The sequence below is a fragment of the Roseobacter sp. HKCCA0882 genome (assembly GCF_037805225.1).
Classification (GTDB): Bacteria; Pseudomonadota; Alphaproteobacteria; order Rhodobacterales; family Rhodobacteraceae; genus M30B80.
Genome location: NZ_JBBLYI010000001.1, coordinates 640747 through 663352, shown reverse-complemented (window position 1 = coordinate 663352; position 22606 = coordinate 640747). Strand labels below are relative to the sequence as shown.

At 54.1% G+C, this 22606-nt stretch carries 26 protein-coding genes and 1 pseudogene; 12 read left to right on the top strand and 15 right to left on the bottom strand.

Annotated elements, in window-relative coordinates; all coding sequences use genetic code 11:
* Positions 1-31: 31 nt before the first annotated feature.
* The 10 genes from AAC622_RS03460 to AAC622_RS03415 form a co-directional block, all read right to left on the bottom strand.
* Positions 32-724: a c-type cytochrome gene (locus AAC622_RS03460; protein WP_340260328.1), complete on the bottom strand. Its 693-nt coding sequence runs from the start codon at positions 722-724 to the stop codon at positions 32-34.
* A 3-nt stretch (positions 725-727) separates the two neighbouring features.
* The gene (locus AAC622_RS03455) at positions 728-1780 is read right to left on the bottom strand and encodes a c-type cytochrome (RefSeq protein WP_340260327.1); all 1053 of its coding nucleotides are present in this window, start codon (positions 1778-1780) and stop codon (positions 728-730) included.
* Between the two features lies 1 nt (position 1781).
* Positions 1782-3050 (bottom strand): sulfite dehydrogenase, encoded by a 1269-nt coding sequence (gene soxC, locus AAC622_RS03450; RefSeq protein WP_340260326.1) that lies wholly within the window; start codon positions 3048-3050, stop codon positions 1782-1784.
* A 33-nt stretch (positions 3051-3083) separates the two neighbouring features.
* Entirely contained in the window at positions 3084-4778 is a 1695-nt protein-coding gene (soxB, locus tag AAC622_RS03445) for a thiosulfohydrolase SoxB (RefSeq protein WP_340260325.1), read from the bottom strand.
* A gap of 84 nt (positions 4779-4862) precedes the next feature.
* Positions 4863-5720: a sulfur oxidation c-type cytochrome SoxA gene (soxA, locus tag AAC622_RS03440; protein WP_445322593.1), complete on the bottom strand. Its 858-nt coding sequence runs from the start codon at positions 5718-5720 to the stop codon at positions 4863-4865.
* A gap of 30 nt (positions 5721-5750) precedes the next feature.
* Positions 5751-6080: a thiosulfate oxidation carrier complex protein SoxZ gene (soxZ, locus tag AAC622_RS03435; RefSeq protein ID WP_340260324.1), complete on the bottom strand. Its 330-nt coding sequence runs from the start codon at positions 6078-6080 to the stop codon at positions 5751-5753.
* Between the two features lie 15 nt (positions 6081-6095).
* The gene (soxY, locus tag AAC622_RS03430) at positions 6096-6518 is read right to left on the bottom strand and encodes a thiosulfate oxidation carrier protein SoxY (protein WP_340256502.1); all 423 of its coding nucleotides are present in this window, start codon (positions 6516-6518) and stop codon (positions 6096-6098) included.
* A 26-nt stretch (positions 6519-6544) separates the two neighbouring features.
* Positions 6545-7027: a sulfur oxidation c-type cytochrome SoxX gene (soxX, locus tag AAC622_RS03425; RefSeq protein WP_340260323.1), complete on the bottom strand. Its 483-nt coding sequence runs from the start codon at positions 7025-7027 to the stop codon at positions 6545-6547.
* 152 nt (positions 7028-7179) lie between these two features.
* Positions 7180-7749 (bottom strand): SoxW family protein, encoded by a 570-nt coding sequence (locus AAC622_RS03420; protein ID WP_340255801.1) that lies wholly within the window; start codon positions 7747-7749, stop codon positions 7180-7182.
* Between the two features lie 24 nt (positions 7750-7773).
* Positions 7774-8514: a cytochrome c biogenesis CcdA family protein gene (locus AAC622_RS03415; RefSeq protein WP_340260322.1), complete on the bottom strand. Its 741-nt coding sequence runs from the start codon at positions 8512-8514 to the stop codon at positions 7774-7776.
* A gap of 79 nt (positions 8515-8593) precedes the next feature.
* On the opposite strand from AAC622_RS03415, the gene AAC622_RS03410 reads away from it, so the two are divergent.
* From AAC622_RS03410 to AAC622_RS03370, 9 genes are all read left to right on the top strand, one after another.
* Positions 8594-8929, top strand: coding sequence for a thioredoxin family protein (locus tag AAC622_RS03410; RefSeq protein ID WP_340260321.1), 336 nt, complete (start codon positions 8594-8596; stop codon positions 8927-8929).
* 101 nt (positions 8930-9030) lie between these two features.
* A complete protein-coding gene (locus tag AAC622_RS03405; RefSeq protein WP_340256499.1) occupies positions 9031-9339 on the top strand; it encodes an ArsR/SmtB family transcription factor in 309 nt (102 codons plus the stop codon).
* 45 nt (positions 9340-9384) lie between these two features.
* Entirely contained in the window at positions 9385-10434 is a 1050-nt protein-coding gene (locus tag AAC622_RS03400) for a YeeE/YedE family protein (protein ID WP_340260320.1), read from the top strand.
* Positions 10435-10498: 64 nt separating this feature from the next.
* Positions 10499-11419 (top strand): MBL fold metallo-hydrolase, encoded by a 921-nt coding sequence (locus AAC622_RS03395; RefSeq protein ID WP_340260319.1) that lies wholly within the window; start codon positions 10499-10501, stop codon positions 11417-11419.
* A gap of 48 nt (positions 11420-11467) precedes the next feature.
* The gene (locus tag AAC622_RS03390) at positions 11468-12028 is read left to right on the top strand and encodes a LysE/ArgO family amino acid transporter (protein WP_340260318.1); all 561 of its coding nucleotides are present in this window, start codon (positions 11468-11470) and stop codon (positions 12026-12028) included.
* 36 nt (positions 12029-12064) lie between these two features.
* Complete coding sequence (locus tag AAC622_RS03385; RefSeq protein WP_340260317.1) at positions 12065-12976, top strand: BadF/BadG/BcrA/BcrD ATPase family protein; 912 nt, start codon at positions 12065-12067, stop codon at positions 12974-12976.
* Positions 12973-14109: an N-acetylglucosamine-6-phosphate deacetylase gene (nagA, locus tag AAC622_RS03380; RefSeq protein WP_340260316.1), complete on the top strand. Its 1137-nt coding sequence runs from the start codon at positions 12973-12975 to the stop codon at positions 14107-14109. The genes AAC622_RS03385 and nagA overlap by 4 nt, the downstream gene beginning before the upstream one ends.
* 150 nt (positions 14110-14259) lie before the next feature.
* Entirely contained in the window at positions 14260-15255 is a 996-nt protein-coding gene (gene iolG / locus AAC622_RS03375) for an inositol 2-dehydrogenase (RefSeq protein ID WP_340260315.1), read from the top strand.
* 231 nt (positions 15256-15486) lie between these two features.
* The gene (locus AAC622_RS03370; RefSeq protein WP_340260314.1) at positions 15487-16134 is read left to right on the top strand and encodes an RraA family protein; all 648 of its coding nucleotides are present in this window, start codon (positions 15487-15489) and stop codon (positions 16132-16134) included.
* A gap of 78 nt (positions 16135-16212) precedes the next feature.
* Here AAC622_RS03370 and AAC622_RS03365 read toward each other — a convergent pair whose 3' ends face one another.
* On the bottom strand, positions 16213-17124 hold the full coding sequence (locus tag AAC622_RS03365; protein WP_340260313.1) for a dihydrodipicolinate synthase family protein: 912 nt from the start codon (positions 17122-17124) through the stop codon (positions 16213-16215).
* A 318-nt stretch (positions 17125-17442) separates the two neighbouring features.
* On the opposite strand from AAC622_RS03365, the gene AAC622_RS03360 reads away from it, so the two are divergent.
* Positions 17443-17769: a GYD domain-containing protein gene (locus AAC622_RS03360; protein ID WP_340255765.1), complete on the top strand. Its 327-nt coding sequence runs from the start codon at positions 17443-17445 to the stop codon at positions 17767-17769.
* A gap of 50 nt (positions 17770-17819) precedes the next feature.
* Here the strand turns inward: AAC622_RS03360 and AAC622_RS03355 are convergent, their stop codons facing one another.
* The 4 genes and pseudogenes from AAC622_RS03355 to AAC622_RS03340 form a co-directional block, all read right to left on the bottom strand.
* The gene (locus tag AAC622_RS03355) at positions 17820-18026 is read right to left on the bottom strand and encodes a hypothetical protein (RefSeq protein ID WP_340260312.1); all 207 of its coding nucleotides are present in this window, start codon (positions 18024-18026) and stop codon (positions 17820-17822) included.
* Positions 18013-18387, bottom strand: coding sequence for a hypothetical protein (locus AAC622_RS03350; protein WP_340260311.1), 375 nt, complete (start codon positions 18385-18387; stop codon positions 18013-18015). The genes AAC622_RS03355 and AAC622_RS03350 overlap by 14 nt, the downstream gene beginning before the upstream one ends.
* 498 nt (positions 18388-18885) lie before the next feature.
* The gene (gene iolB / locus AAC622_RS03345) at positions 18886-19692 is read right to left on the bottom strand and encodes a 5-deoxy-glucuronate isomerase (protein ID WP_340260309.1); all 807 of its coding nucleotides are present in this window, start codon (positions 19690-19692) and stop codon (positions 18886-18888) included.
* A gap of 19 nt (positions 19693-19711) precedes the next feature.
* A pseudogene (locus AAC622_RS03340) lies at positions 19712-20443 on the bottom strand (thiamine pyrophosphate-dependent enzyme); the annotation flags it as partial.
* Between the two features lie 65 nt (positions 20444-20508).
* Here AAC622_RS03340 and betI point away from each other — a divergent pair.
* Both betI and betC read left to right on the top strand, forming a co-directional pair.
* Positions 20509-21090: a choline-binding transcriptional repressor BetI gene (gene betI / locus AAC622_RS03335; protein WP_340260308.1), complete on the top strand. Its 582-nt coding sequence runs from the start codon at positions 20509-20511 to the stop codon at positions 21088-21090.
* On the top strand, positions 21087-22595 hold the full coding sequence (gene betC, locus AAC622_RS03330) for a choline-sulfatase (RefSeq protein WP_340260307.1): 1509 nt from the start codon (positions 21087-21089) through the stop codon (positions 22593-22595). Before betI ends, betC begins: the two co-directional genes overlap by 4 nt.
* The last annotated feature ends 11 nt before the right edge of the window (positions 22596-22606 follow it).

Below are 22606 nucleotides of genomic sequence, written 5' to 3'. Positions count from 1 at the left end.
CCCTTTTGGTCACCGGTTTAGTTGAACATTACTATTCAACGGTCGTAAAGTATGCTGCCAGAGCAGCGATCTCTTCATCTCCCAACCTATTGGCAATCATGGTCATTACTTGATGCTCACGCTGACCAATTTTGTAGCTCATTAGCGAATGTACGAATGTTGAGGGCGCAAGGCCAACAATTGACGGAATATCGCCGCCCGATTGCGCCGCATGACAGGCGGTGCATTCTGATGACAGATACTCACCATAGGCATAATCGCCCTCAATCGCCAAAATCGCTGCGATTTCTGGGGGCACATCCTCTGTGCTTGTTGGAGTGGCCGTACTGTCATAATTACCCGCCTCCGCTACGATATAGGCTACCAAATTTGCACGGCTGTCGGGGTCGCTGATCCCGCGAAACACCATACGAGTGCCACGATAGTACCCTTGAGGATCTTCAAGAAAGCGGTTGAGGCGGTCTTCTGTCCAAAGCTCGCCCTCATTGCCCGCCTCGGTCAGCGTATCAGAATAGCGGTAATCCGAAAGCCCCCCAACGGGGCGACCCATCAAACCATCCAGATGCGGGCCCACGCGATTGATTGCACCATCCCCAATCATGTGACATGCGGCGCAGGGGCGAAACGCCGCCTGCCCCGCAGCCGGGTCACCCTCGGGCATTGCGGGGGAGGATTGCATTGCCCAAGACATCAAAGCAAAGGCAAAGAGCCCTTGTTTCCCCATCGCCTACTCCCCACCTTCGGTGCGCAGATAGGCGATAATGGCCTCGGCATCTGCCGCATCCCGCAATCCACGGAAGGCCATGCGGTTATTTGGAAGATATCCGCGCGGATCCATCAGATAGGCAGTCAGTGCCTCATCATCCCACACCAGACCATCGGCGCGGGCCTGTTCAAAGGCAGGGGAATAGCGGAACCCTTCGGCATGGGCCGCGGTTGCCATATAGATGCCGTTAAGCTGCGGCCCCGCACCATTGCGCGCGCCCTCGCCCACTTGGTGGCAAGAGCGACAGGCGCGGAAGGCTTCCTCACCTGCGGCAATCAATTCTGGGCTTGGGCCTGTATCTGCGGGCGCGGCCTCTTCGGCGGCGGCGGCAACCTCAACCACCTCAGCGGCGGCGGCATCGCTCTCGGTTTCTGGGGTTACATCCAAAACCGCCGCGCGTGCCGTGATCTCGACACTCTCGGCGCAGTTTTCCATACAGACCGCTTCGCTGAACATGGGCAATTCCACCTCGGCGCGGTCATCCATGAAGAAATTCTCTTCATTGGGCAAACGCACCTCGAGGAAATTGTCATTCGACAATTCGAAATCGTCATCCACGAGATCGTTGGAATACATGATATAGGCCACAATCGCGTAGACCTCATCATTGCTGAGGCTCTGAGCATTACCATAGGGCATCGCGCGGTGGACATAATCCCACACAGTGGACAGATAAGGCCAATATGACCCGACTGTCTTGTTGGGGTCTTCGCCTTGCAAAGTGCCAAAACCACCTGCAATCACGGGCCAACGGCCACGGGCCTCGCCAAAGTCACCATGGCAAGCCGAGCAATTATCAATCCATAATTCTTCGCCCGTGAACACATCACCCGACCCAACGGGCAGGCCCAGACCATCGGGGCGCACATCAATATCCCATGCCGCGATTTCTTCGGGCAAAGCGGTGCGACCCAAACCATAGCCGCCATCCCGAGAGGGGGCCGCATTCTCAGCAAGCGCAAAGGTTGCGCCCCCCATCAACAGGGCTGCGGAAAGACTGATTACCTTATTCATCTTATCCAACCTCCACATTTTCCGCATTGCCGTTTTCATCCACCGCCCAAGTCTGGATCCCGTTATTGTGGTAGATGGAGTTCTCGCCGCGCACATGGCGCAGCATTTCCTTGGTGGGCTGCACATAGCCCGTGCTGTCATGGGCCCGGCTTTGCAACAGCAAGGGCCGCCCATCCCAATCAAATTCGAAATAGAAGCGATGCATGGACTTGTCTAAGGATGGCCCTGACATGCGCGCTTGGTGCCAATTAATGCCACCGTCCAGCGTCACATCAACACGCGGAATTGTGCCGCGACCCGACCAAGCTACCCCCGTCAAAACAGTTGGGCCAGTCCCATGGGTGATGGGGGCCTGGGGGCTTGGGTTGGTGATGACAGATTTTGCATCCATCTCCCATGTAAAGCGCCGCGCCTGACCATTTTCGAGAAGGTCAGTATATTTCGAGGTTTCCTCGCGGTGATGCCATGGTTGATCGCCCACTTCGATGCGGCGCAACCATTTCACCCACATATTCCCTTCCCAACCCGGCACGACAAGACGCAGCGGATAGCCCTGTTCAGGGCGCAGTGCCTCGCCGTTCATCTTGAAGGCGACAAGACAATCATCAAGCGCCTTTTCCATAGGGATGGAACGGGTCATGCCCGAGGCATCCGCCCCTTCTGGCAGGATCCATGTGCCATTTGTTTTCACCCCTGCCTCTTCAAGCAGCAGGCGCAAGGGCACGCCTGTATAGACCACGTTATGGATCATCCCATGGGTGAATTGGCACCCGTTCAACTGCGCGCCACGCCATTCCATCCCTGAATTGGCCGCGCATTCGAGGAAATAAACGCGGTTCTCACGCGGGAAGCGCATGATGTCCTGCATGGTAAAGACAAGCGGATTATCGACCAAACCGTTGATCATCAGGCGATGATCTTCGGGGGCGATTTCGGCCACCCCGCCGTGATGGCGCTCAAAGCACAGGCCATTGGGGGTGATGATCCCATCAAGCTCATGCAGCGGCGTGAAATTGACCGATGACACGCTATCGGCGGTCAGCCATGGCACATTGCGGCGCATCACATGGGCCTCATGCGGGGATGGCATACCATAGGGCGCGGCATCCACGCCGGGCCCGAGATACTGTGTCCAAGGCTGCATTTCCGTGATCAATGGATCGGGGGCCGCCTGCGCGTAAACCTTGCCTGCAGCAAGAGCGCCACCTGTAACTGCGGCCCCTTTCAGGAATTGCCGCCGCGAAGGGGTGAAACCATCGTCTTTAGCCATGTCAGCTCCTTCAATAATCAATGCGGGCGAGGCTTAGCCCGCAACAACATCCACGCTGGTGTTGGGGTTAACTGTGACGGTGCCTTGCGCACGGATATGGTCTTCGACCACATCCCAAATCGCAGGCCCTTCGGTTCCTTCATTCACGCTGGCCCAACCCGCCACGACATAGGAGGCAGCAGGGTCGATGCGTTCGCCTGTTTCGAGCAGGGTCATCTCGGAAATACGGCTGCCCGCTGGCGCGTTGACATCAATCCGATATCCCATACCGCCCACGCGAACCATATCGCCGCCCTGTTGGTAATAGGGGTCGGGGTTAAAAATGTTATCGGCCACATCTTCCATCACGACTTTTAGGAATTCGCCGGTCATCTCAGTGCGATAGGCCTGCGGATAGCTCATGGCGGTCGCGTTATAGATATCTTCGCGCTTGATCTCTTGACCCGGCAGCACGCTTGGCCCCCAACGGAAACCGGGGGATAGGGCGATCTGTGCGTCCCGTTGACTGATCAGGGCGTTACAGATCACATCATCCCATGTGCCGTTAAAGTTACCGCGGCGATACAATAGCGACCCCGCGGTGCCGATCACCTCACCCATCTCGGCCTCAAAGGGCGCGCGGGTCTGCGCAATCAAGGCCGCCATGTCAGGATCAGGCGCAATCACATCTGAGAAAATCGGGATCAACCGATGTGTCAGGCCTTGCAGCGCGCCATCGCGCACGTCCAAATCAACACGGCTGACGAATTTGCCATGACTGCCCGAGGCGATGAGGAATGTATTGCCCACCTGAACCGCGTCAGGCAGCGCATCATGGGTGTGACCTGTCAGGATCACATCAATTCCAGGTATATCGCGGGCGAATTGGCGGTCTGTGTCAAAGCCATTGTGCGACAGTAGAACGACCACCTCAGCACCAAGGCCGCGCACCTCCTCGACCACTTCGGCGATGCGTTCACGGCGCAGCCCGAAACTATATTCAGGGAACATCCAACCTGGATTGGCGATTGGCATATAAGGGAAGGCTTGCCCAATCACCGCAACCATGGTGCCGCCGCGCTCGAACAATTTGTAATCGTCAAAAACGGGTTCATCCCACTCAGCGTCAAAAATATTCGCGCCCAAGAAGGCAGGTTGCAGCGAATTTTCGACAATCTCATGCACGCGGTCAGAGCCCAGCGTGAATTCCCAATGCGAGGTCATGGCATCCACGCCAAGCGCGTTGAAAAGATCCACCATATCTTGGCCATTGGTGCGCAAAGCGGGCAAAGACCCCTGCCATGTATCGCCCCCGTCCAAGACAATCGCATCAGGCCGTTCGGCGCGAATGGCGTTGACCACAGTCGCGATGCGGTCAAGCCCGCCCATGCGGCCATAACCTTGGGCAAGGGCGGCGAAGTCACTATAGGTCAGCGCATAATCCAGATGACTGCCCTGAGAGATGCCATAGGCCGCGCGAAAATCCACGCCCGTCAAATGCGGAACCTGCCCCAAGGCAGAGCCTACGCCCAAGTTGAACTCGGGCTCGCGGAAATAAATCGGTTGGGTTTGCGCATGAATGTCAGTGATATGCACCAAGGTGACATTCCCTGCCCCGCCTGTGCCAATCAGATCTTCCTGTGTCAGAGCTTGTTGCGCGGCAAGTTTGGCCCAATTGCCAAAGCCCGATGCGCCATAAAGCGCAGTCGTGGCCAAAGCAGCTTGAAGGAAATGACGGCGTGCGATCATGTTCTGTCACTCACATTCTAAAAATTGCATATATTTAGATACAAAATGCCCGCCTCAGGATTCCTGAGGCGGGCAAACAGTAAATCAGTTTCGAACCGACGGCCCCTCGACCGTCAGACCATTGCCACGCGATGCAACGTAAAGTTCCAGCGCAACAAATTCATCACTGCCGATCGCATAGGTTTCTGCGCGTGTATCACGTACACACCCACGGAAACGGTTTTGGACACCATTAAGTCTCGCATTCTTCAAACGATACGTCGGAAAACCATTAATCTGGCCCTGACTTAGGTGATCGGCACGAATACGATTTCCATAATTTTCTTCATGGCAATTAGCACAACTTAATTCCAGCTGCCCAAACCGTGTATAGTATATTTCACGTCCTAACTCCCAAGTTTCATGGGCAGGGCCGTCGATTGCCACGTCGACTATTTGACCGCGTCCAACGGATGCAATGAACGCAGTAATATCAAGCATATCACCAGAATTAATGCCCCAAGGCTCTTCCATACCCATTTGTTCAGTTTGGCATTCCCGGACTTGAATTTCCACTGTTTGGACTGCACCGTGCTCTGCATCCCATTTAGGATATGTGGCACGAACATTCGTCAAATCGGAAGATTGATGACATGAAGCGCAGCTCTGCCCATCAGCACCCATAGCCGTGTTGAAAAGCTGTTCGCCGTTTTCAACAAACAACATCCCAGGGTTGTCAAAATCATCCGCTTGCATAGCTTGGGTTTCATCAGCACGGAATACCCAGCCGGAGTAAATGGTGGAAACTGCTCCCTCCAAATGAGCAGGCGCTGCGGTTCGCACCACCATTTCGATTTCACCATTCACCACGAGATCTGCATCTTCGTCAGCATGCAAAATGCTCGATGATGCTGCCATCCCTAATGCAACGGCGATAGTCGCGATTTTGGACTTAGTGTTCATTCGTTGCTTCCTCCCTCGTGCTGACAATAATCAGCTTACTGAAATCTCAGAACTCTCTTCATAAACCGATCCATCGTCGTCATACCAAGTGAAGTTAAAGGTTCCAGACTCAGTAACCTTTGCTTCGAATTGGAGGTAAGGATTTGTAGATATCGATGGTTCCAAAGTAATATCGACAACCACTTCATTGTTTAGGGTGCATACAAATCGGTTGATAATTGAGCGTGGTATTACTTCACCATCTCCATTTCGACGCATACCGCTTTCCATCGGATGGCTAATAAGCGTGCGTACGGATACAACCTCGCCTACCGAGGCCTCACGAGGCGCACGAACACGTGCTGTTACATTCTCTGCCATTTTAATCTCCGTTTCTCAGCCGCCGCAGCCGCCGATTGTAACCTTTACGTTAGACACAGCCTTCGCGAAGGTCCCATCAGACATCTTAGCGATGGCTATGACGTCTTGCTCACCCGCAAGACGAATACGGGTTGTGGCAGCTTGCGAGCCTGCGGCCGGGCCAAACTTAAAAGTCGCTACGTTCGGGTTTGGATTTCCATCGGCAAATATTACGATCTCCTCAGCGCCAGGTGCGCTCACTTCGATTTGAACCGTATTACCGTTCTCTGCGATCTCAGGCGCTATAAGCGTGAGGCCAGTATCTGATGTAGCTGCACCGCCAGTGTAAGCGGAAATAGCTTCACCAGCTCCTTCTGCTAATGACAAATTAGGCAACACTGTCAAAGCGGCAGCGGAGGTAACAGTTGTACCAACAAACTTTCTGCGCGTAAGTGACATGAATTTATCTCCCATAAACGCTCAATTTAGTATTCAGTGAGGGTCAAAAGATAGGCCACCACATCTTCGATATCTTGCGCTGCCAATAGAGGATCAAGAGCCCCTTCCGCAGCCTTTCCTGTGTAAGCATCTCCTGGCCGTATGTAGCCATCAATTTTATAGAAGCTTGGCATCACTGACTCAGGAAACATCGCCTTGGCGTTGACTATGATCCCTCGCAACCCGGCCTCATCCCAGCGTGCGCCAACACCATCCAGAGATGGGCCAACTTCACCGTGGAATGGATATTCTTGCAACGCAGTTACCTGATGGCATGCAATACAGTTCCCAAGTCCACGAGTGGTCATAACCTCTTGGCCGCGAGCAGGGTCCCCCGCAATTCCGGTCAATGACTGGGCAATTTCTCCGTATTCATTGGCCACAACGGCCGATGGTGACACAACCTCAGCTTGTGTTGCACCTGCGGACACTCCTAAGAGAGCCGCCAAAATTATATGGCGTGTAAACATTTTTCCTCCCTAGGGCGATTCATGCGCCTCTGTATACAACGGTAAACAAGTGCACCCTTAGATTGCAAGAACATATTTACTTTTTTGAATAGGTTGTAATGCAAGTCACTGAAATTACTTGCACTTAATACTGCTGCAAAACCAAAGATTTCCTATTGCGGCAGCTGATCACGCAGCATGCGGGCATGATAAGCCTGAAAGCCCTCCTCGCTCTCATAGCCCTTTTCCAATACCCAATTGAGCATATTGAAGGTCGTCCACCGGCCAAAAGCGCCCGGGATCATCGCAACCGCGGCATCAGGCGCAGTGGCACCTTCTGGCACATCCTCGGGGAAAAACAAGATTGTGGGCGTAAACATCACCCGCCACCGCCGCACCATATCGCCCTCCCACAACGTGGTGCCGTCAAAATCAACCATCTCGGTGCTGCCATACATATTGACACGCACCACAAAGAAATCATCGGTGAGCATCTGTTCAATTTCGGGGATCACATAGACCTCTTCGTGCATCTGCGTGCAGTAGATGCAGCCGCGCTGTTCGATCATCACGACCAGACGCTTGCCCATCGCATTGGCCTCGTCCAAATCCTCGCGCAGATCACGGAACGTATCCATAATCCAATCGGCGCGGTGCAGCCCATCGCCATCCAATTCCACCGCCACAGCCGACAGTGGTAGCAGCGCAAGACCTGCGGCAACGATCATGGTTCTTAGGTTCATATCGCATCCTCCCCTTTTGCCGCCTTAACCCAATTGGCGGAAAATCTCGAAATTCTCGATCAGCCATTGGCCAATGTAATTGAGGGCATTGGTCGCAATCAGCACACCAAAGATGATCAAAAGCGCGCCCATGATTTTTTCGACCAGCCCCAAATGACGGCGGAACCGCCCCATCATGCGCATAAACGGCCCCACAAATCCTGCCGCCAAAACAAAGGGCAAGGTCATGCCTAGACCATAGGCCAACAGCAATGTGGCCCCTTGACTGGCCGTGTCAGTGCCAGCAGCGGTGAACAAAATCGCAGCCAAAACAGGGCCCACACAAGGCGTCCACCCAAAGGCAAAGGCAAGACCGATCACATAAGCCCCGCCATATGACATATTGCTGACCGATCCCGCCTCTGCACGAAACTGGCGATACAAGATGCCAATTCGGATCACGCCTAGGAAATGTAGACCCATTGCAATAATCAGCGCGGCTGCAATCCAACGCAGAATATCAAACCAATCGCGCAGCAATTGTCCAAACACCGAGGCCGAAGCCCCCAGCCCAACAAAGACCGTCACGATGCCCGCGGCAAAGAACATCGCCGCAAGAACCGCACGCAGACGGATTTCACGCGTGATGCCACCGCCCTCGGCAACCTGATTTAGGCTTACACCAGCAAGGTAACTAAGGTAGAATGGCACCATCGGCAAAATGCATGGCGATAGAAACGACAACAGTCCCGCAACAAAGGCACCGCCCAGAGTTACATCGAACATGACGCCTCCTATCGTTTCATATTCAAATATTCATATTGCGTTTACAAATTTGGGCAAGTCAATCTTTGCACGTACAACAATGCTGTTTTTTGCGCTTGGGTTGTGCGCAACCACAGTGGCCTCGGCACAAAATTTGGAATTGCTGATGATTGAAGATGAGGGATGTGTGTATTGCGCTCTCTGGCATGCCGAGATCGGCCCGGAATTTCCGATTACCCCAGAGGGGCAAACAGCCCCTTTGCGTCAAGCGGATATTGATGCCCTGCCAGATAGCGTAACACTTGCGCAGCGAGCGGTTTACACACCCACGTTTGTTCTGCTCAAAGATGGTGCGGAAACAGGTCGCATAGAAGGCTATCCAGGCGAAGAATTCTTTTGGTTTTTGCTCAGCCAGTTGATTGATGCTGCAGGTTAAGCTAAACCCTGGCTCAAAATGAGATGCCCCACCCGATCTCGGCAGGATGGACCATGCTTAACGAAGACAGGCCAACAATATTGCCTGACATCACTGTCCCGATGGACAAAGTTCATTGGGAAAAACTGCGCTGCGAGGCACAGGCTGCAAGCGATTTCCTCAAGGCAATCAGTCATGAGGGCCGCTTGATGATCTTGTGCGCATTAACGCGCGGTGAAAAATCTGTGACCGAGATTGAAACGCTCTTATCGCAACGTCAGGCGGCTGTGTCTCAACAGCTTGCGCGCCTGCGTCTTGAGGGGTTGGTGACCGCACGGCGCGATGGAAAGCAAATATATTATCGTTTGACAGATGACCGCGCAGCGCGGATCATCGAACTGGTTTACGAGTTGTTCTGCGCCAAAGGGTAAGATCGGGCAAATCGGTCACCCCTGTTCCGGCGGAAGGGAGGGGACGTGCTCGAAGTATTGGGTGAGCCATTGGCCATTGTGCTGATCGGCCTTACAGGTGGTGTGATCTTGGGCCTTGCCGCGCGTTTGGCGGGATTTTGCACCTTAGGCATGATCGAAGATGTCCATTATGGTGAGAACACAGGCCGCGTTTGCCTGTGGCTTGCGGCACTTGGCATCGCCATTTTCCTCAACCACGCGTTGCATCATTTGGGCTATCTTGATTTGGGCCGCGTGGTTTACCTGCAAAACAGCTATACAATAGCGGGCGCCATTATCGGCGGACTGATTTTTGGCTATGGCATGGCGCAGGCGGGCAATTGCGGCTTTACGGCCTTGGCCCGCTTTGGTGGTGGCGATTTGCGCGCGATGGTCATTGCTTTGGTCATGGGCGTTGCAGCCCTGATCGCCCTATCGGGCATTCTGGCCCCGCTGCGGATCTTATTCTTTGACTCTACCCCTGCGCATGGCACCCCAACAAGCCTTGCCTTTCTTGCAGGTGATTTGGTGGCCCCTTCGGTTTTAGGAATGGCCCTTGGATTAACTGTGTTTTTAATCGCTATTGTCAAAACACCAAAGGCGCGGCTCTTGCGCAACACATTCTGGGGTATGGCGGTTGGGGTCGCGGTGACATGGGGCTTTTTCGGCACCTATTGGGTGGGGCAAAACGGCTGGCAGGCTTGGCCTGTTGTCTCACAAACCTTTGCTGCATCTATCGGTGAGACCATCCATTACGCGATGTTCTCCTCAGGGATCGCCGCGAAATTTGGAATTGGCTCCGTCATCGGCGTGATCTCGGGCGGTTTTTTAGGCAGCTTGATCAAAGGGGGCTTTCGGTGGGAGGCCTGCGAAGACCCGCGTGAATTGAAGCGCCAATTGTTTGGGGCAGTTTTAATGGGCTTTGGCGCCGTATTGGCCGCGGGATGCAGCATCGGTCAGGGGCTATCAGCCATGTCCAGCCTCTCTATCACCGCCCCCCTTGTCACGGCAGCAATCTGGCTTGGGGCATGGGTCGGCCTGCGCCAATTGATCCTTGGCTTCGAGGCCGAGTCGTAAATATTAGACTTTTCGAATATGTTTTGCTTGGCTATCCTTCTCCCGAAATTTGGGAGGAATGACCATGCAAATCACCAGACGCAATTTGATCTTATCAAGTGCTGCAGCCACCCTGTCAGGCCTTGCCCTGCCGCGCAAACTATGGGCGCAGACCACGCTAAATATGGGTGATTTTGAGGTGATGACCCTCTCAGATGGCAGCCTCACCTTGCCCGCAGATTTCATCTTTGGCCCAATGGATGACGCGGCCCTTGCACCCATTTTGGCCGAGGCGGGCGTAGATCGAAACGCGCCGCTGACGCAGCCCTGCAATGTCACGCTTCTGCGAAAGGGCGATGCAACAATCCTGATCGACACGGGCGCAGGTTTTGCTTTTCAAGACAGCGCGGGGCAATTGCTTGATGCACTCAACGCGGCGGGCATTGCGGCAGATGACATCACCCATGTTCTCTTTACCCATGGCCACCCTGACCATCTTTGGGGTGTGCTAGATGATTTTGACGAGGCGACATTCTTCAATGCCGAGCATTTGATGGGCGAGATTGAATATGACTATTGGATGGATCCCAGCACAGTTAATTCTATTGGCGAAGCCCGTGCTGCCTTTGCCGCAGGGGCTTCGCGCCGTCTTGGCATGTTAGGCGAACAGATCACGCGGATCAGTGATGGGGTCGAAATTGTTTCTGGCCTTCGCGCCAAACTAACGCCAGGCCATAGCCCTGGCCACATGGCCTTTGAAATTGCCTCAGAATCGCAACAGCTCATGATCATTGGCGATGTTGTTACCAATGATCATGTCGGCTTCGTGAAGCCTGGGTGGGCTTCTGGATCAGATCAAGACGAGGTACTCGGGGCTGTGACCCGCGCCAGTCTCATGGATCAATGCGCTACTGACGACATAACGATAGTCGGCTATCACTTGCCCAATGGGGGGATTGGCCGCATCACCCGCGCAAATGAAGGATATAGGTTTGAAGGGATTTAGATCATCACAGCCTTCATAACTGGATTTTTTACAAGCCTTTCGCTGATTTTGGCCATTGGTGCACAAAATGCTTTTGTACTGCGCACGGGGCTATTGGCGCGACATGTGTTTTGGGTCTGCCTGAGCTGTGCGCTGTCCGACGCGATTTTGATAAGTCTTGGGGTGGCCGGGTTTGAGCGGGCGACCGCAGCGCTGCCTTGGATTGCGCCTGCGCTAACCTATGGCGGCGCGCTCTTTCTCTTCAGCTATGGCGCGCTGCGATTTCGAGCCGCATTTGCAGGCGCGGATGCAATCAACCTCAGCGAGGTAACCCCGCCGACACGTCTTTGGGCAAGTCTGACCGCCTGTTTGGCCATCACATGGCTCAACCCGCATGTTTATCTCGACACAATGGTTCTTTTGGGTGCTGTTTCCGCCCAATTCACTGAGGAGAAACCCATTTTTGCAGCAGGAGCCATTCTGGCCTCTTTTTTCTTTTTCTTCAGTCTTGGCTACGGCGCACGGCTAGCGCGGCCCATTTTTCAGTCAGCCAAAGCTTGGCGTATCCTGGAGGCAGTCATTGGCGGCATCATGTGGGCCATAGCGACAGGGCTACTTATTTCAGCATAGTCGACCAAACTGACTCAGAAGCAGGAATAAGCTTTCTTGAGTTGCAAATCCTATGCTATCGCAGACGTTATGAAAAATGACCCTGACGCGAATGTTCTGGCCATTGATGGTGGCGGCACGCATTGCCGCATCGCCTATGGCAGCTGTGAAAATCACAGCTTGGTAGATATGGGCGCGGCCAATGTGTCGAGTGATTTTGAGGGCGCATTGAACACGATCCTTGGCGGGGTTGAGGCGCTTTGTGCCAAATTGCAAATGCCCGTTGCGGATCTTATCGATTGCCCCTGTTATATCGGGGTTGCAGGGGTGAGTGGGCCACAGATGGCCGCGCGCCTGCGAAAGGCGCTGCCCTTTTCTCATGTCCAAGTGACCGATGACCGCCCCCCTGCCCTGCGCGGCGCTCTTGGGGCAAAAGATGGCGCGATTGCCCATTGTGGCACAGGATCATTTTGGGGGGTTCAACTGGGCGGCACGCAAAAATTCGCAGGCGGTTGGGGCTATGTTTTGGGGGATGAGGCCTCGGGCCATTGGTTGGGGCGCGCGGCCCTCAGCGCCACACTAGAAACCGTGGACAGGCGGCGGCGCACCACTGATTTTTCGCAATCCCTGCTCGCCCAATATGATGGGGCGGCAGGGATTGTGCGCTTTGCCACCCATGCCCGCCCTGATGAGGTCGCGGCGCTTGCGCCCTTGGTGTGCAGCGCCGCCGCCCAAGATGACCCTCTCGCCCTCGCCCTGATGCAGGCAGGGGCGCAAGAAATCACGCAAAGCCTAACGGACTTGGGATGGCATGAGGGGCTAGATCTTTGCCTCACAGGGGGGCTTGGCGGCCAGTATCGCCCCTATTTGCCACCTGCCTTACAGGCCCGCATCACCGCGCCTGCGGCCGCACCCATTATAGGTGCCCTCGCCCTTGCCTCGGATTTTGCGCGCGAGGGGGTTGCATGAGCGCGCGACACCACCTGATCCGCAACGCCCGCTATTTTGATGGCGCCACCCTGACGAGCCCCGCCACAGCGCAGTTTGACGGCGATGATTTTGCAGGGGCGTTTGGCACGGATTACCACCTGCAAGGGGCCGCAGAGATTGATCTGGGCGGCGATATTTTATTTGCGGGCTATGTCGATTTGCAGGTCAATGGCGGGGATGGGATCTTGTTTAATTCTGCCCCTCACTGTGACGGCTTGCGGCGCATGGCCAAGGCGCATCGCCGCTTGGGCACCACTGCCTTCTTGCCGACCCTCATCACCGATACCCCCGAAGTCACCCGTGCGGCCATCGCCGCCACCCAAGATGCGGTCGCGGCACAGGTCGATGGGATTGCGGGCTTGCACCTTGAGGGGCCGCATCTGTCACTGGCGCGCAAAGGGGCGCATGCGGGCGGCCTGATACGCCCTATGACCGAGCAGGATCTGGCAGTCTATCTTGCCGCGGCGGCATCCCTGCCCTGTTTGAAACTGACGATAGCCCCTGAAAACGTCACAGAAGACCAAGTGGCCCGATTGGCGCGCGCAGGCGTCATTTTATCCTTGGGCCACACGGATGCAGATTACGATACCTGCCTGCGCTATTTTAAGGCGGGGGTTCGGGCCACAACGCATTTGTTCAATGCCATGAGCCAGCTCAACAGCCGTGCGCCTGGCTTGGTCGGGGCGACCTTGGGCACGGGAAGCGTCAGCGCAGGCGTGATCGCGGATGGGTTGCATGTGCATCCACAATCCTTACGCGCGGCATGGGACGCAAAAAAGGGGCCATGTGGGCTATTCCTTGTCACCGATGCAATGGCGGTGGCAGGCAGCGACATTACTGAATTTGACTTATGCGGGCGGCAAATCACCCGAAAAGACGGGATTTTGACCTTGGCCGATGGCACGCTTGCAGGCGCGGATTTAGACTTAACCCGAGCGGTGAAGGTGATGGCTGAAGATGTCGGCATCTCCCTTGTCGATGCCTTGTGCGCCGCAACGTCGACACCTGCCGCGCTGATCGGCCTCAGCTATAGACAGGTGCCCTTGCAACGTATGATGCGCCTCTCGACTGACACATGGACGCTCACCCCTTTGGAAAATGACCTGACATGAAACGCTTCTCCATCAATTCCATCATTGCAGACACCGATGAGATGACCCGTCACTTCGGCGCTTGACGCGGGCGCAAGCATTCTCACATTTGGCGCTAACAGTTGAGAGACACATCACCACGGGTTTTGGCCCGAAGAAAAGGTATAGAGCATGTTGAAAGTTGGACTTCTCGGCGCAGGCCGCATCGCGGGCGTTCATGCCACGGCCATCACCTCACACCCCCAAAGCGAATTGACCGCTGTATCGGATTTCTATCCTGAGGCAGCTGAAAAATTGGCGGCGCAATATGGCGCCGTGGCGCGCAGCACGGATGAGATCATCGCAGATCCCGAGATTGAAGCGGTATTGATTGCAACCTCGACCGATACCCATTCCGATTTGATGGAGGCCGCCACCCGCGCCGGCAAGGCCGTACTGTGCGAAAAGCCCGTTGACCTGAGCCTTGAGCGCGCGCGCGCCTGCCAAAATGTCGTCGATGCCACGGGCCGCCCTGTGATGATCGGGTTCAACCGCCGCTTTGACACCAATTTTGGCGCGCTCAAACAAGCGCTCACGGCAGGCGAGATTGGCAAGGCGGAATTGCTGTCGATCACCTCCTTTGACCCCGCTCCACCGCCTGTCGCATATATCAAAGTTTCTGGCGGGATTTTCCGCGATATGATGATCCATGATTTTGATATGGCAAATTTTGTTATGGGCTCTGCTCCTGTTTCGATCACTGCAACGGCTTCCTCAATCGTAGATCCAGAGATTGGTGCGGCAGGTGATTTTGATACGGCGATTGTTACTTTGCACTATGCAGGTGGCGAATTGGCCGTCATCAAAAACTCGCGCCGTGCGGTTTATGGCTATGATCAGCGTGTGGAACTCCTTGGATCAAAAGGCCTTTTGCAAGCGCAAAATATGCTCGAAAATACTGTTGTTAAATCCGGAATACATGGCGTAACGGGGGCTAAGCCCACCTATTTCTTCCTTGAGCGCTACATGCAGGCCTACAAGGCTGAATGGTCTGCCTTTGTCGCAGCGATCACCGAAGGAGCCGCCCTGCCCGTCACCTTGTCAGACGGGGTTCTGGCCCTCGCAATGGCCGAGGCGGCAACAAAGTCCGCGAAAACGGGTCAACCCGTTCTCCTTGCCGATATCTAAGCCACGGAAACGCATATGAGCAGTTACGGTCTTCGTGAGCAATGCAACATTCAGGGTCGTAGTATGATATCCATTTCTCCCCCCTTGCCGATCAAAGCTGCAACATAACGTACATCGCCCAATCTAGGGGCGCCAAACCGCGCAATCTCTTTTACCCTGTTAGCTGTATTGACATGATTGAGGTTTATCGCGTGTGTTGGGAACGGAATATCGTGATAAAGGAAACGACGCATGCATGACTTAACAACACGTTTGGAGCGACTGTACTCAAGCGCAGTTTACGATGCTTTGCGTGCGCTAGGGCACGACAATTGTGTTTTGCCCCATGGTATCAGCGCCCTGATACCTGGGCAGAAACTAGCCGGCGAAATTTTCACAATCGATGGGCATTACGAAGTAGGTCAGGATCCTCATTCAACACTGCTGAGTTGGTCGACTGTTCTATCAAAAGCACCGTCTGGGAAGGTCCTAATCTGCCAACCTAACACTTACGAAGTTGCATTAATGGGAGAGCTGTCTTCTGAGGTGCTTAAGAACAAAGGTGTTAAGGGATACATCGTAGATGGGGCCACAAGAGACGTGTCATTTATACTCGAAAATAAGTTTCCGACTTTTTGTCGCTTCAACACGCCAAAGGACATCGTCGGAAGGTGGGTGGCAAAAACTATGGGCGAACCCATTGAGATCGGTGGTGTCTCAATAAATTCGGGAGATTACGTAATCGCTGATCTTGACGGAGTAGTTATTATCCCCCGCATGATTGCTGAAGATGTCGTCAAAGCAACAGAAGAGAAAGCAAGTACAGAAACAGAAATGCGGGCCGCTCTAATGAGCGGGATGGACCCTGTCGACGCTTATAAAAAATACGGCGTTTTTTAGGTCACGCACTGACGGTAATGCCCATCTCTATTTTAAAAGCATAAAGTCTTCGCAGCTCGGCAAACTACTTGGATATATTCAACGTCCCCATCGCAATACTACTGGATCTAACGGCTTTAATAGATCTATCAATCGAGATTTAATCTTAGGGTGAAGTTGAGGGATTGGATGACGACAAAAATCCGATTTGATGACACCACCTTCTACCATCGCAACTTTACATGCTTGCCAGCCACATTGGCGATTTTCATGATTTATTGCCATTGCAATGCGTTCATAACAGTCTGTAGCTGATTTAATTTCTCCGGCTAGATGCTTAACAATTACGGGCTTGATTTGGTCAACGATCATACCACTCGTCATAGAACCAGTCGCACCAGCATCAAGGTCAGCTAACAACGTAATACCCTCTTCTCCGTCGAAGGGGGCCTCTATTGCGTCGCCACCATGCTCAATCAAACTTCGAATTTTGTTTGCTGCTCTTGAGCATTCAATTTTGAAAAGCTTAACTGCTTCTATTTCTTTTGCCATTTTAACCAAGAGCGGAACAGAGAGTTCAACGCCAGACAAAGGCGCATCTTGCACCATAATATCGATACCCACTTTGCCCACAGCCGCAAATTGCTCAAAGCTTTGCTCAGGAGTGCCTTTTAACAGTGCCCCGTGATATGGCGGCATCATCATGACCACATCTGCTCCCAGGTCCTTCGCAAACTGAGCTCTCTGGACAGCTATCTGAGTTGCATAATGACTAATCGTCACTATCACGGGCACCCGTCCAGCGACGTGCTCGACACTAAGTCGAGCTAACTCCTCGCGCTCTGCGTCAGAGATCAGAAATTGCTCTGAAAAATTGGCAAGAATACAAATGCCATCGGCGCCTTGATCAATCAAACAGTCTAAAACACGCTTCATACCATGACGATCTAAGCTCCCATCTTCGTTGAAAGGTGTGGGAGCAACAGGCCAAATGCCGGAGTAAATACTCAATTTTTTACCTCAAAAAAAAATCCACGCATAACGTCATTGATATAACGACAATCAGCGCACTGGGTCAGGTTCACGTCAAGCTAAAATAACGATTTTCAACGTACCAGTGGCAACGCAACCAGTTGAATATATCACGGCACTAAAGTCAAAAAACCATGATTGTCGGGGGAAATTTCCAGTTTCAGACCCAAACAATACTTCAATTAGTGAGTACAAGCCGACCTGGTGTAAGCCAAGGAAAACATCCTCGTCTTACTTATTTTTTGTTATTTTAAAATTTTTATGTAATTCTGAAATTGCGACATAGGAGATAGGAAAATGAGAGTTTTGTATATTGGAATGTACAGCGAAGAGGGGCTCGAAGGTTTAGAGAACAGCAACTTCGCAAACCGCAAAGAAGCCGCGGCATCAATCGCAAAAGCAGCGGGAGGAGAGCTCCTTGATTTGATGTATCTGCAAGGCGATTACGATATGGCAGCTCTTATGGAATTACCGAGCCTTGAAGCGGCCAGTGGATTATTAAAAGCAGTGACCGACTCCGGGGCTTGGGAAGATATGGTAATGTTGCCTGAATTTGACCTAGATAAAGGTCTGGCCGCAATTAAAGCAGTAAAATCAAGTTATAAAACTCCAGGAAAGGAGTAGCCTACGCCAACACTGTGTGCTCGCTAGAAAATTCTAGTTTTAGGTGCTAGCTATTTTTTTGCACTGTAAAAAAACCAGCTAAACAAGCAGGCTGCTGTCGGCAAAATGATTAACGCTGCCACTTGCCATGCGTTTGCATCAGATATTTTCACATCGTCCAGCACAAAAGCGGTCGAAAATACAAAAGTTAAGAGCCAAATGATTACATAGCGCACGCTTGTTAACAGGATTTTGATGGTGGGTTCATAGCGGTTCAATACACGGCCACTCCTCAGCAAGCGACGCGGCTAGCATGCCGACGGGAAGGCTACGAAGACTTGGATTTTCGTTAGCGTAATTCCACATTGTTTGTCTGTAGGCGGTAAGTGAAGTGTTTCCGCCTGATAGGTTTGCCTTTAAATGATTGGGAGTATCGTTGCGATCCAGCTGACAGTTTAAATCCATCAAACTGGACAAACCTACAATCACACCCATGCAAAGACCAAACTGTATATAATCATTGTCATCAACAAAGTCCGTTAATCGAGTGGGCTGACAGACTTCAAAAAACTGCTGTACAGTTAACGGTACAACCGCTTCCGCCCTCACCGGTGAAGTCAGTGCTGTGGCTGCTAACACGCTTATTACACCGTATTTTATTATGACCTTATGCATTGAAGCGTTGTATCAAGCGAAGAAATGTCACGAAAGCCAGTGCTAATGACCCTTGTTTGCAAAGACAAAAACTGACGGTCTAAAAGAAAACTTTTAATGGTATTGCTCCCATACCTTGGGCCTTGAACATCAGCCCATCCTATGAACCGATTATTCCAAATTAAAATAGTTGTGCTCCAATCACCTTCAGAGCTGGTGTCAGAGACTATTTCATTCTCTAAATCCAACTGAAACGTGGCCAGTTCCCCATCAGGCCATTTACATTCTATCGAGGCGACCTCTGCCCCTAAAGGGGAAGCGAGCGCTGCGGCGATCAGTACGGTTGCCAAGAAGTGTTGCATTCGAGAAAAGCAATCATCCTAACTAAAATGTGTCAAGGCATAGAAGCACTCGACCCCAATAATCAGGAGATATGCACGGCAACTAATATGAAGTCGTGCGCGCCTGGGGCGCTAGGTGCTCTTATGCGTCCCGATCCATGATCCACTCGACCTCTGGTGCGGGAACAAAGCGCCATTTCCGCAATGGTCCAGCCATAACATTGAGGTAGTACAACTCGAAGCCATAGGGCGCGCCGCAGGGGTGGTGGCCGCGCGGGACAAGGACAACATCGCCATCGTTTACCGCCATCGTTTCATCCAGGCATCCGTCATCTGTGTAAACGCGCTGGATCCCAAAACCTGAGGCCGGGTTAAGTCGGTGATAGTACGTCTCTTCTAGATACGTGATGCGCGGAAAATCATCTTCATCGTGGCGGTGGCTGGGATAGGATGACCAATGCCCTGCAGGCGTAAACACCTCCGTCACCAACAAGCTATCACAGAAGTCTTCATTCTCCATTGCGATATTGTTGATATAGCGAGTGTTGGTGCCCTTGCCGCGTTCAGTCAAAGTTATGCCGTCCGGGCCAATGCGGCGCGCCTTATGACCACCATGCCCAGGCGCGGTACAGACCGCGATTACACAGTCAGTCTCGGCTTTGGCCTCCCAATCAGTGCCATTCGGTAAATAGAGACAATGCGGCGGGGTTTTCTCAAAAACGTTCATCCGCTCCCCCAGTACACCCCAATCCTGTCCCATACCATGGATCCTGGCTTTACCTTCAACCATTACAAGAATTACCTCTCGATCATCGGTTGCCTCGGCAGCAGTATCTCCTGCGTTGAGCCGGTAAAGTGAGAAGCCAACGTAACGCCAACCCGCACTTTCCGGCGTAATCTGGTGAACTTTTCCACGGTTGCCGAAGGGTTTTTTCAGAAGGTTAGTCATGGTGTTGTTCCTTTTCGACCTAGTCCATTCGTTGAGACTTCTTGTTCTCAACATAACTCGCGTAGGCGGCTTTCACTTGGGCCCGTTCTGATACTTCTGGAACTCCAACATCCCACCACGTCCCGCCAGGCTCTGTGGACGGATAAGGATCGGTGTCGATGACGACTACAAAAGGACCCTTAATACTGCTCCGCTTAGAAAGCGCCACTTCCAGTTCGGAAATAGATGCAACCTTAATCGAAGTCGCGCCCATTGCTTCGGCGTGTTTAGCAAAATCTATATTTGAATTTTCACCCCCGATTGCATGGTCCAGGAGATTGTTGAACTCGGCACCGCCGGTGCCCATCTGCAGCCGGTTAATACAGCCGTAACCGCGGTTATCAGTCACTACTACTGTGAAAGAAATCCCGAGCATTGCCGCAGTCGCCATCTCAGAATTCGCCATCATGTAGGTGCCGTCGCCAGTGAAGCAGATCACGTCGCGCTCAGGATCGGCCATCTTGATGCCCATGGCGCCTGCAATCTCATACCCCATACAGCTGAATCCATATTCCATGTGGTACGATCCCGGCCGCCCTGCCTTCCATAGCTTGTGCAACTCGCCCGGCATAGTGCCAGCCGCACACATAGCGACCGTGTTGTCACCCGCGGCACGTTGGACCGCACCGATCACTTGCATGTCGGTTGGTAGCGAATTGCCGTCGCCGGGAGCCTCAGTGATCGGATCAACCTTAGCAAACCACTTGGTCTTTTTGTTGATTGACCAGTCAATTAAAATCATGTTTCTTGCGGCGATGCAATCAATAAGGAAACCCCATGCCGCGAACGGGTATGATGGCACTTCGGAAAGACGCGCTTGTCAAGGCGACGATTGGCGAGATCGGGCGAAAAGGGTCGCTGGATGTGACCATGGGCCAGATCGCGCGGGCGGCTGGGGTCTCTTCGGCTCTGGCGCATCATTATTTCGGCTCCAAGGATGATCTGTTCCTTGCCGCGATGCGGGCGATTCTTTCCGAATTCGGGCTGGAGGCGCGGCGCGCCCTTGCCGCCGCCCACACCCCCCGCGCGCGGCTTTCGGCGCTGGTGCAGGCAAGCTTCGGCGGACGCAATTTCCAGCCCGAGGTGGTGGCGGCATGGTTGAATTTCTACGTACTGGCCCAAACCCAACCACAGGCCGCGCGGCTTTTGCGCATTTATCAACAGCGCCTTGTCGCCAATTTGATCCATGCCGCGCGCCCGCTTTGCGATGATCCGGTCGGCTTGGCGCGCACGGCAGCGGCGCTGATCGACGGGCTTTATATCCGCCACGCCTTGGCCGATGCCGGACCACCCGACGCGGGTGCGGCCATCGCCACGCTCGAGACCTATCTCGACCTTGCCACGGGACAGCGCCCATGAGCCGCCCCAATATCCTGATCGTGATGGTCGACCAGCTGAACGGGACGCTCTTTCCCGACGGCCCGGCCGATTGGCTGCACGCCCCGCACCTCAAGGCCTTGGCCGCCCGCTCGCTACGCTTCGCCAACAGCTACACCGCAAGCCCCCTTTGCGCGCCCGCCCGCGCCAGCTTTATGTCCGGCCAGCTTCCGTCGCGCACGGGGGTCTATGATAATGCGGCGGAATTCGCCTCCTCCATCCCCACCTATGCGCATCACCTGCGCCGGGCGGGCTATCAGACCTGCCTGTCGGGCAAGATGCATTTCGTCGGCCCCGATCAGCTGCACGGGTTCGAAGAGCGCCTGACCACCGACATCTACCCCGCCGATTTCGGCTGGACACCCGATTACCGCAAACCGGGCGAGCGGATCGACTGGTGGTATCACAACATGGGCAGCGTGACCGGCGCAGGCGTGGCCGAGATCACCAACCAGATGGAATATGACGACGAGGTCGCCTTTGCCGCCGAGCAAAAGCTCTATGACATTGCGCGGGGGCGTGACGACCGGCCCTGGTGCCTGACCGTCAGCTTCACCCATCCGCATGACCCCTACGTCGCCCGGCGCAAATACTGGGATCTATACGAAGATTGCGCGCATCTGATGCCAGATGTGCCCGCCCTGCCCTATGAGGATCACGACCCCCACGCCCAGCGCATTTTCGATGCGAATGATTGGCGAAATTTCGAGATCGCCGAGGATGACATCGCCCGGTCCCGCCGCGCCTATTTCGCCAATATCTCCTATCTCGACGACAAGATCGGCGGCTTGCTGGACGTGCTGGAACGGACCCGGCAAGAGGCGATCGTGGTCTTTGTCTCTGACCATGGGGATATGCTTGGGGAACGCGGCCTGTGGTTCAAGATGAACTTCTACGAGGGTTCGGCCCGCGTGCCCTTGATGATCGCGGCCCCCGGTCTTGACCCGCGCCGCGTCGATGACCCGGTTTCGACCATCGACCTGTGCCCAACGCTGTGTGATCTGGCGGGCGTGTCGATGGCCGATGTCATGCCCTGGACGGATGGCGAAAGCCTGTTGCCGCTGACCCAAGGCCGCCGCCGGACCAGCCCCGTCGCGATGGAATACGCCGCCGAGGCCAGCATCACGCCGCTGGTGGGGCTGCGCCAAGACCGCTGGAAATACACCAACTGCGCCGCCGACCCCGAGCAGCTGTTTGACCTTGGGGCCGACCCGCAGGAACGCGTGAACCTTGCCGATGACCCCGCCCATGCCGCTACGCTGGAACGGTTTCGCGTCATGGCCGCCGGCCGCTGGGATCTCGAAGCCTTCGACGCCGCCGTCCGCGAAAGCCAGGCGCGCCGCTGGGTCGTTTACGAAAGCTTGCGCAACGGCGCCTATTATCCTTGGGATTTCCAGCCGCTGCGCGCCGCCTCCGAACGCTTCATGCGCAACCATATGGACCTGAATGTCCTTGAAGAAAATCAACGCTACCCCCGGGGCGAATAGCCCCCGAACCA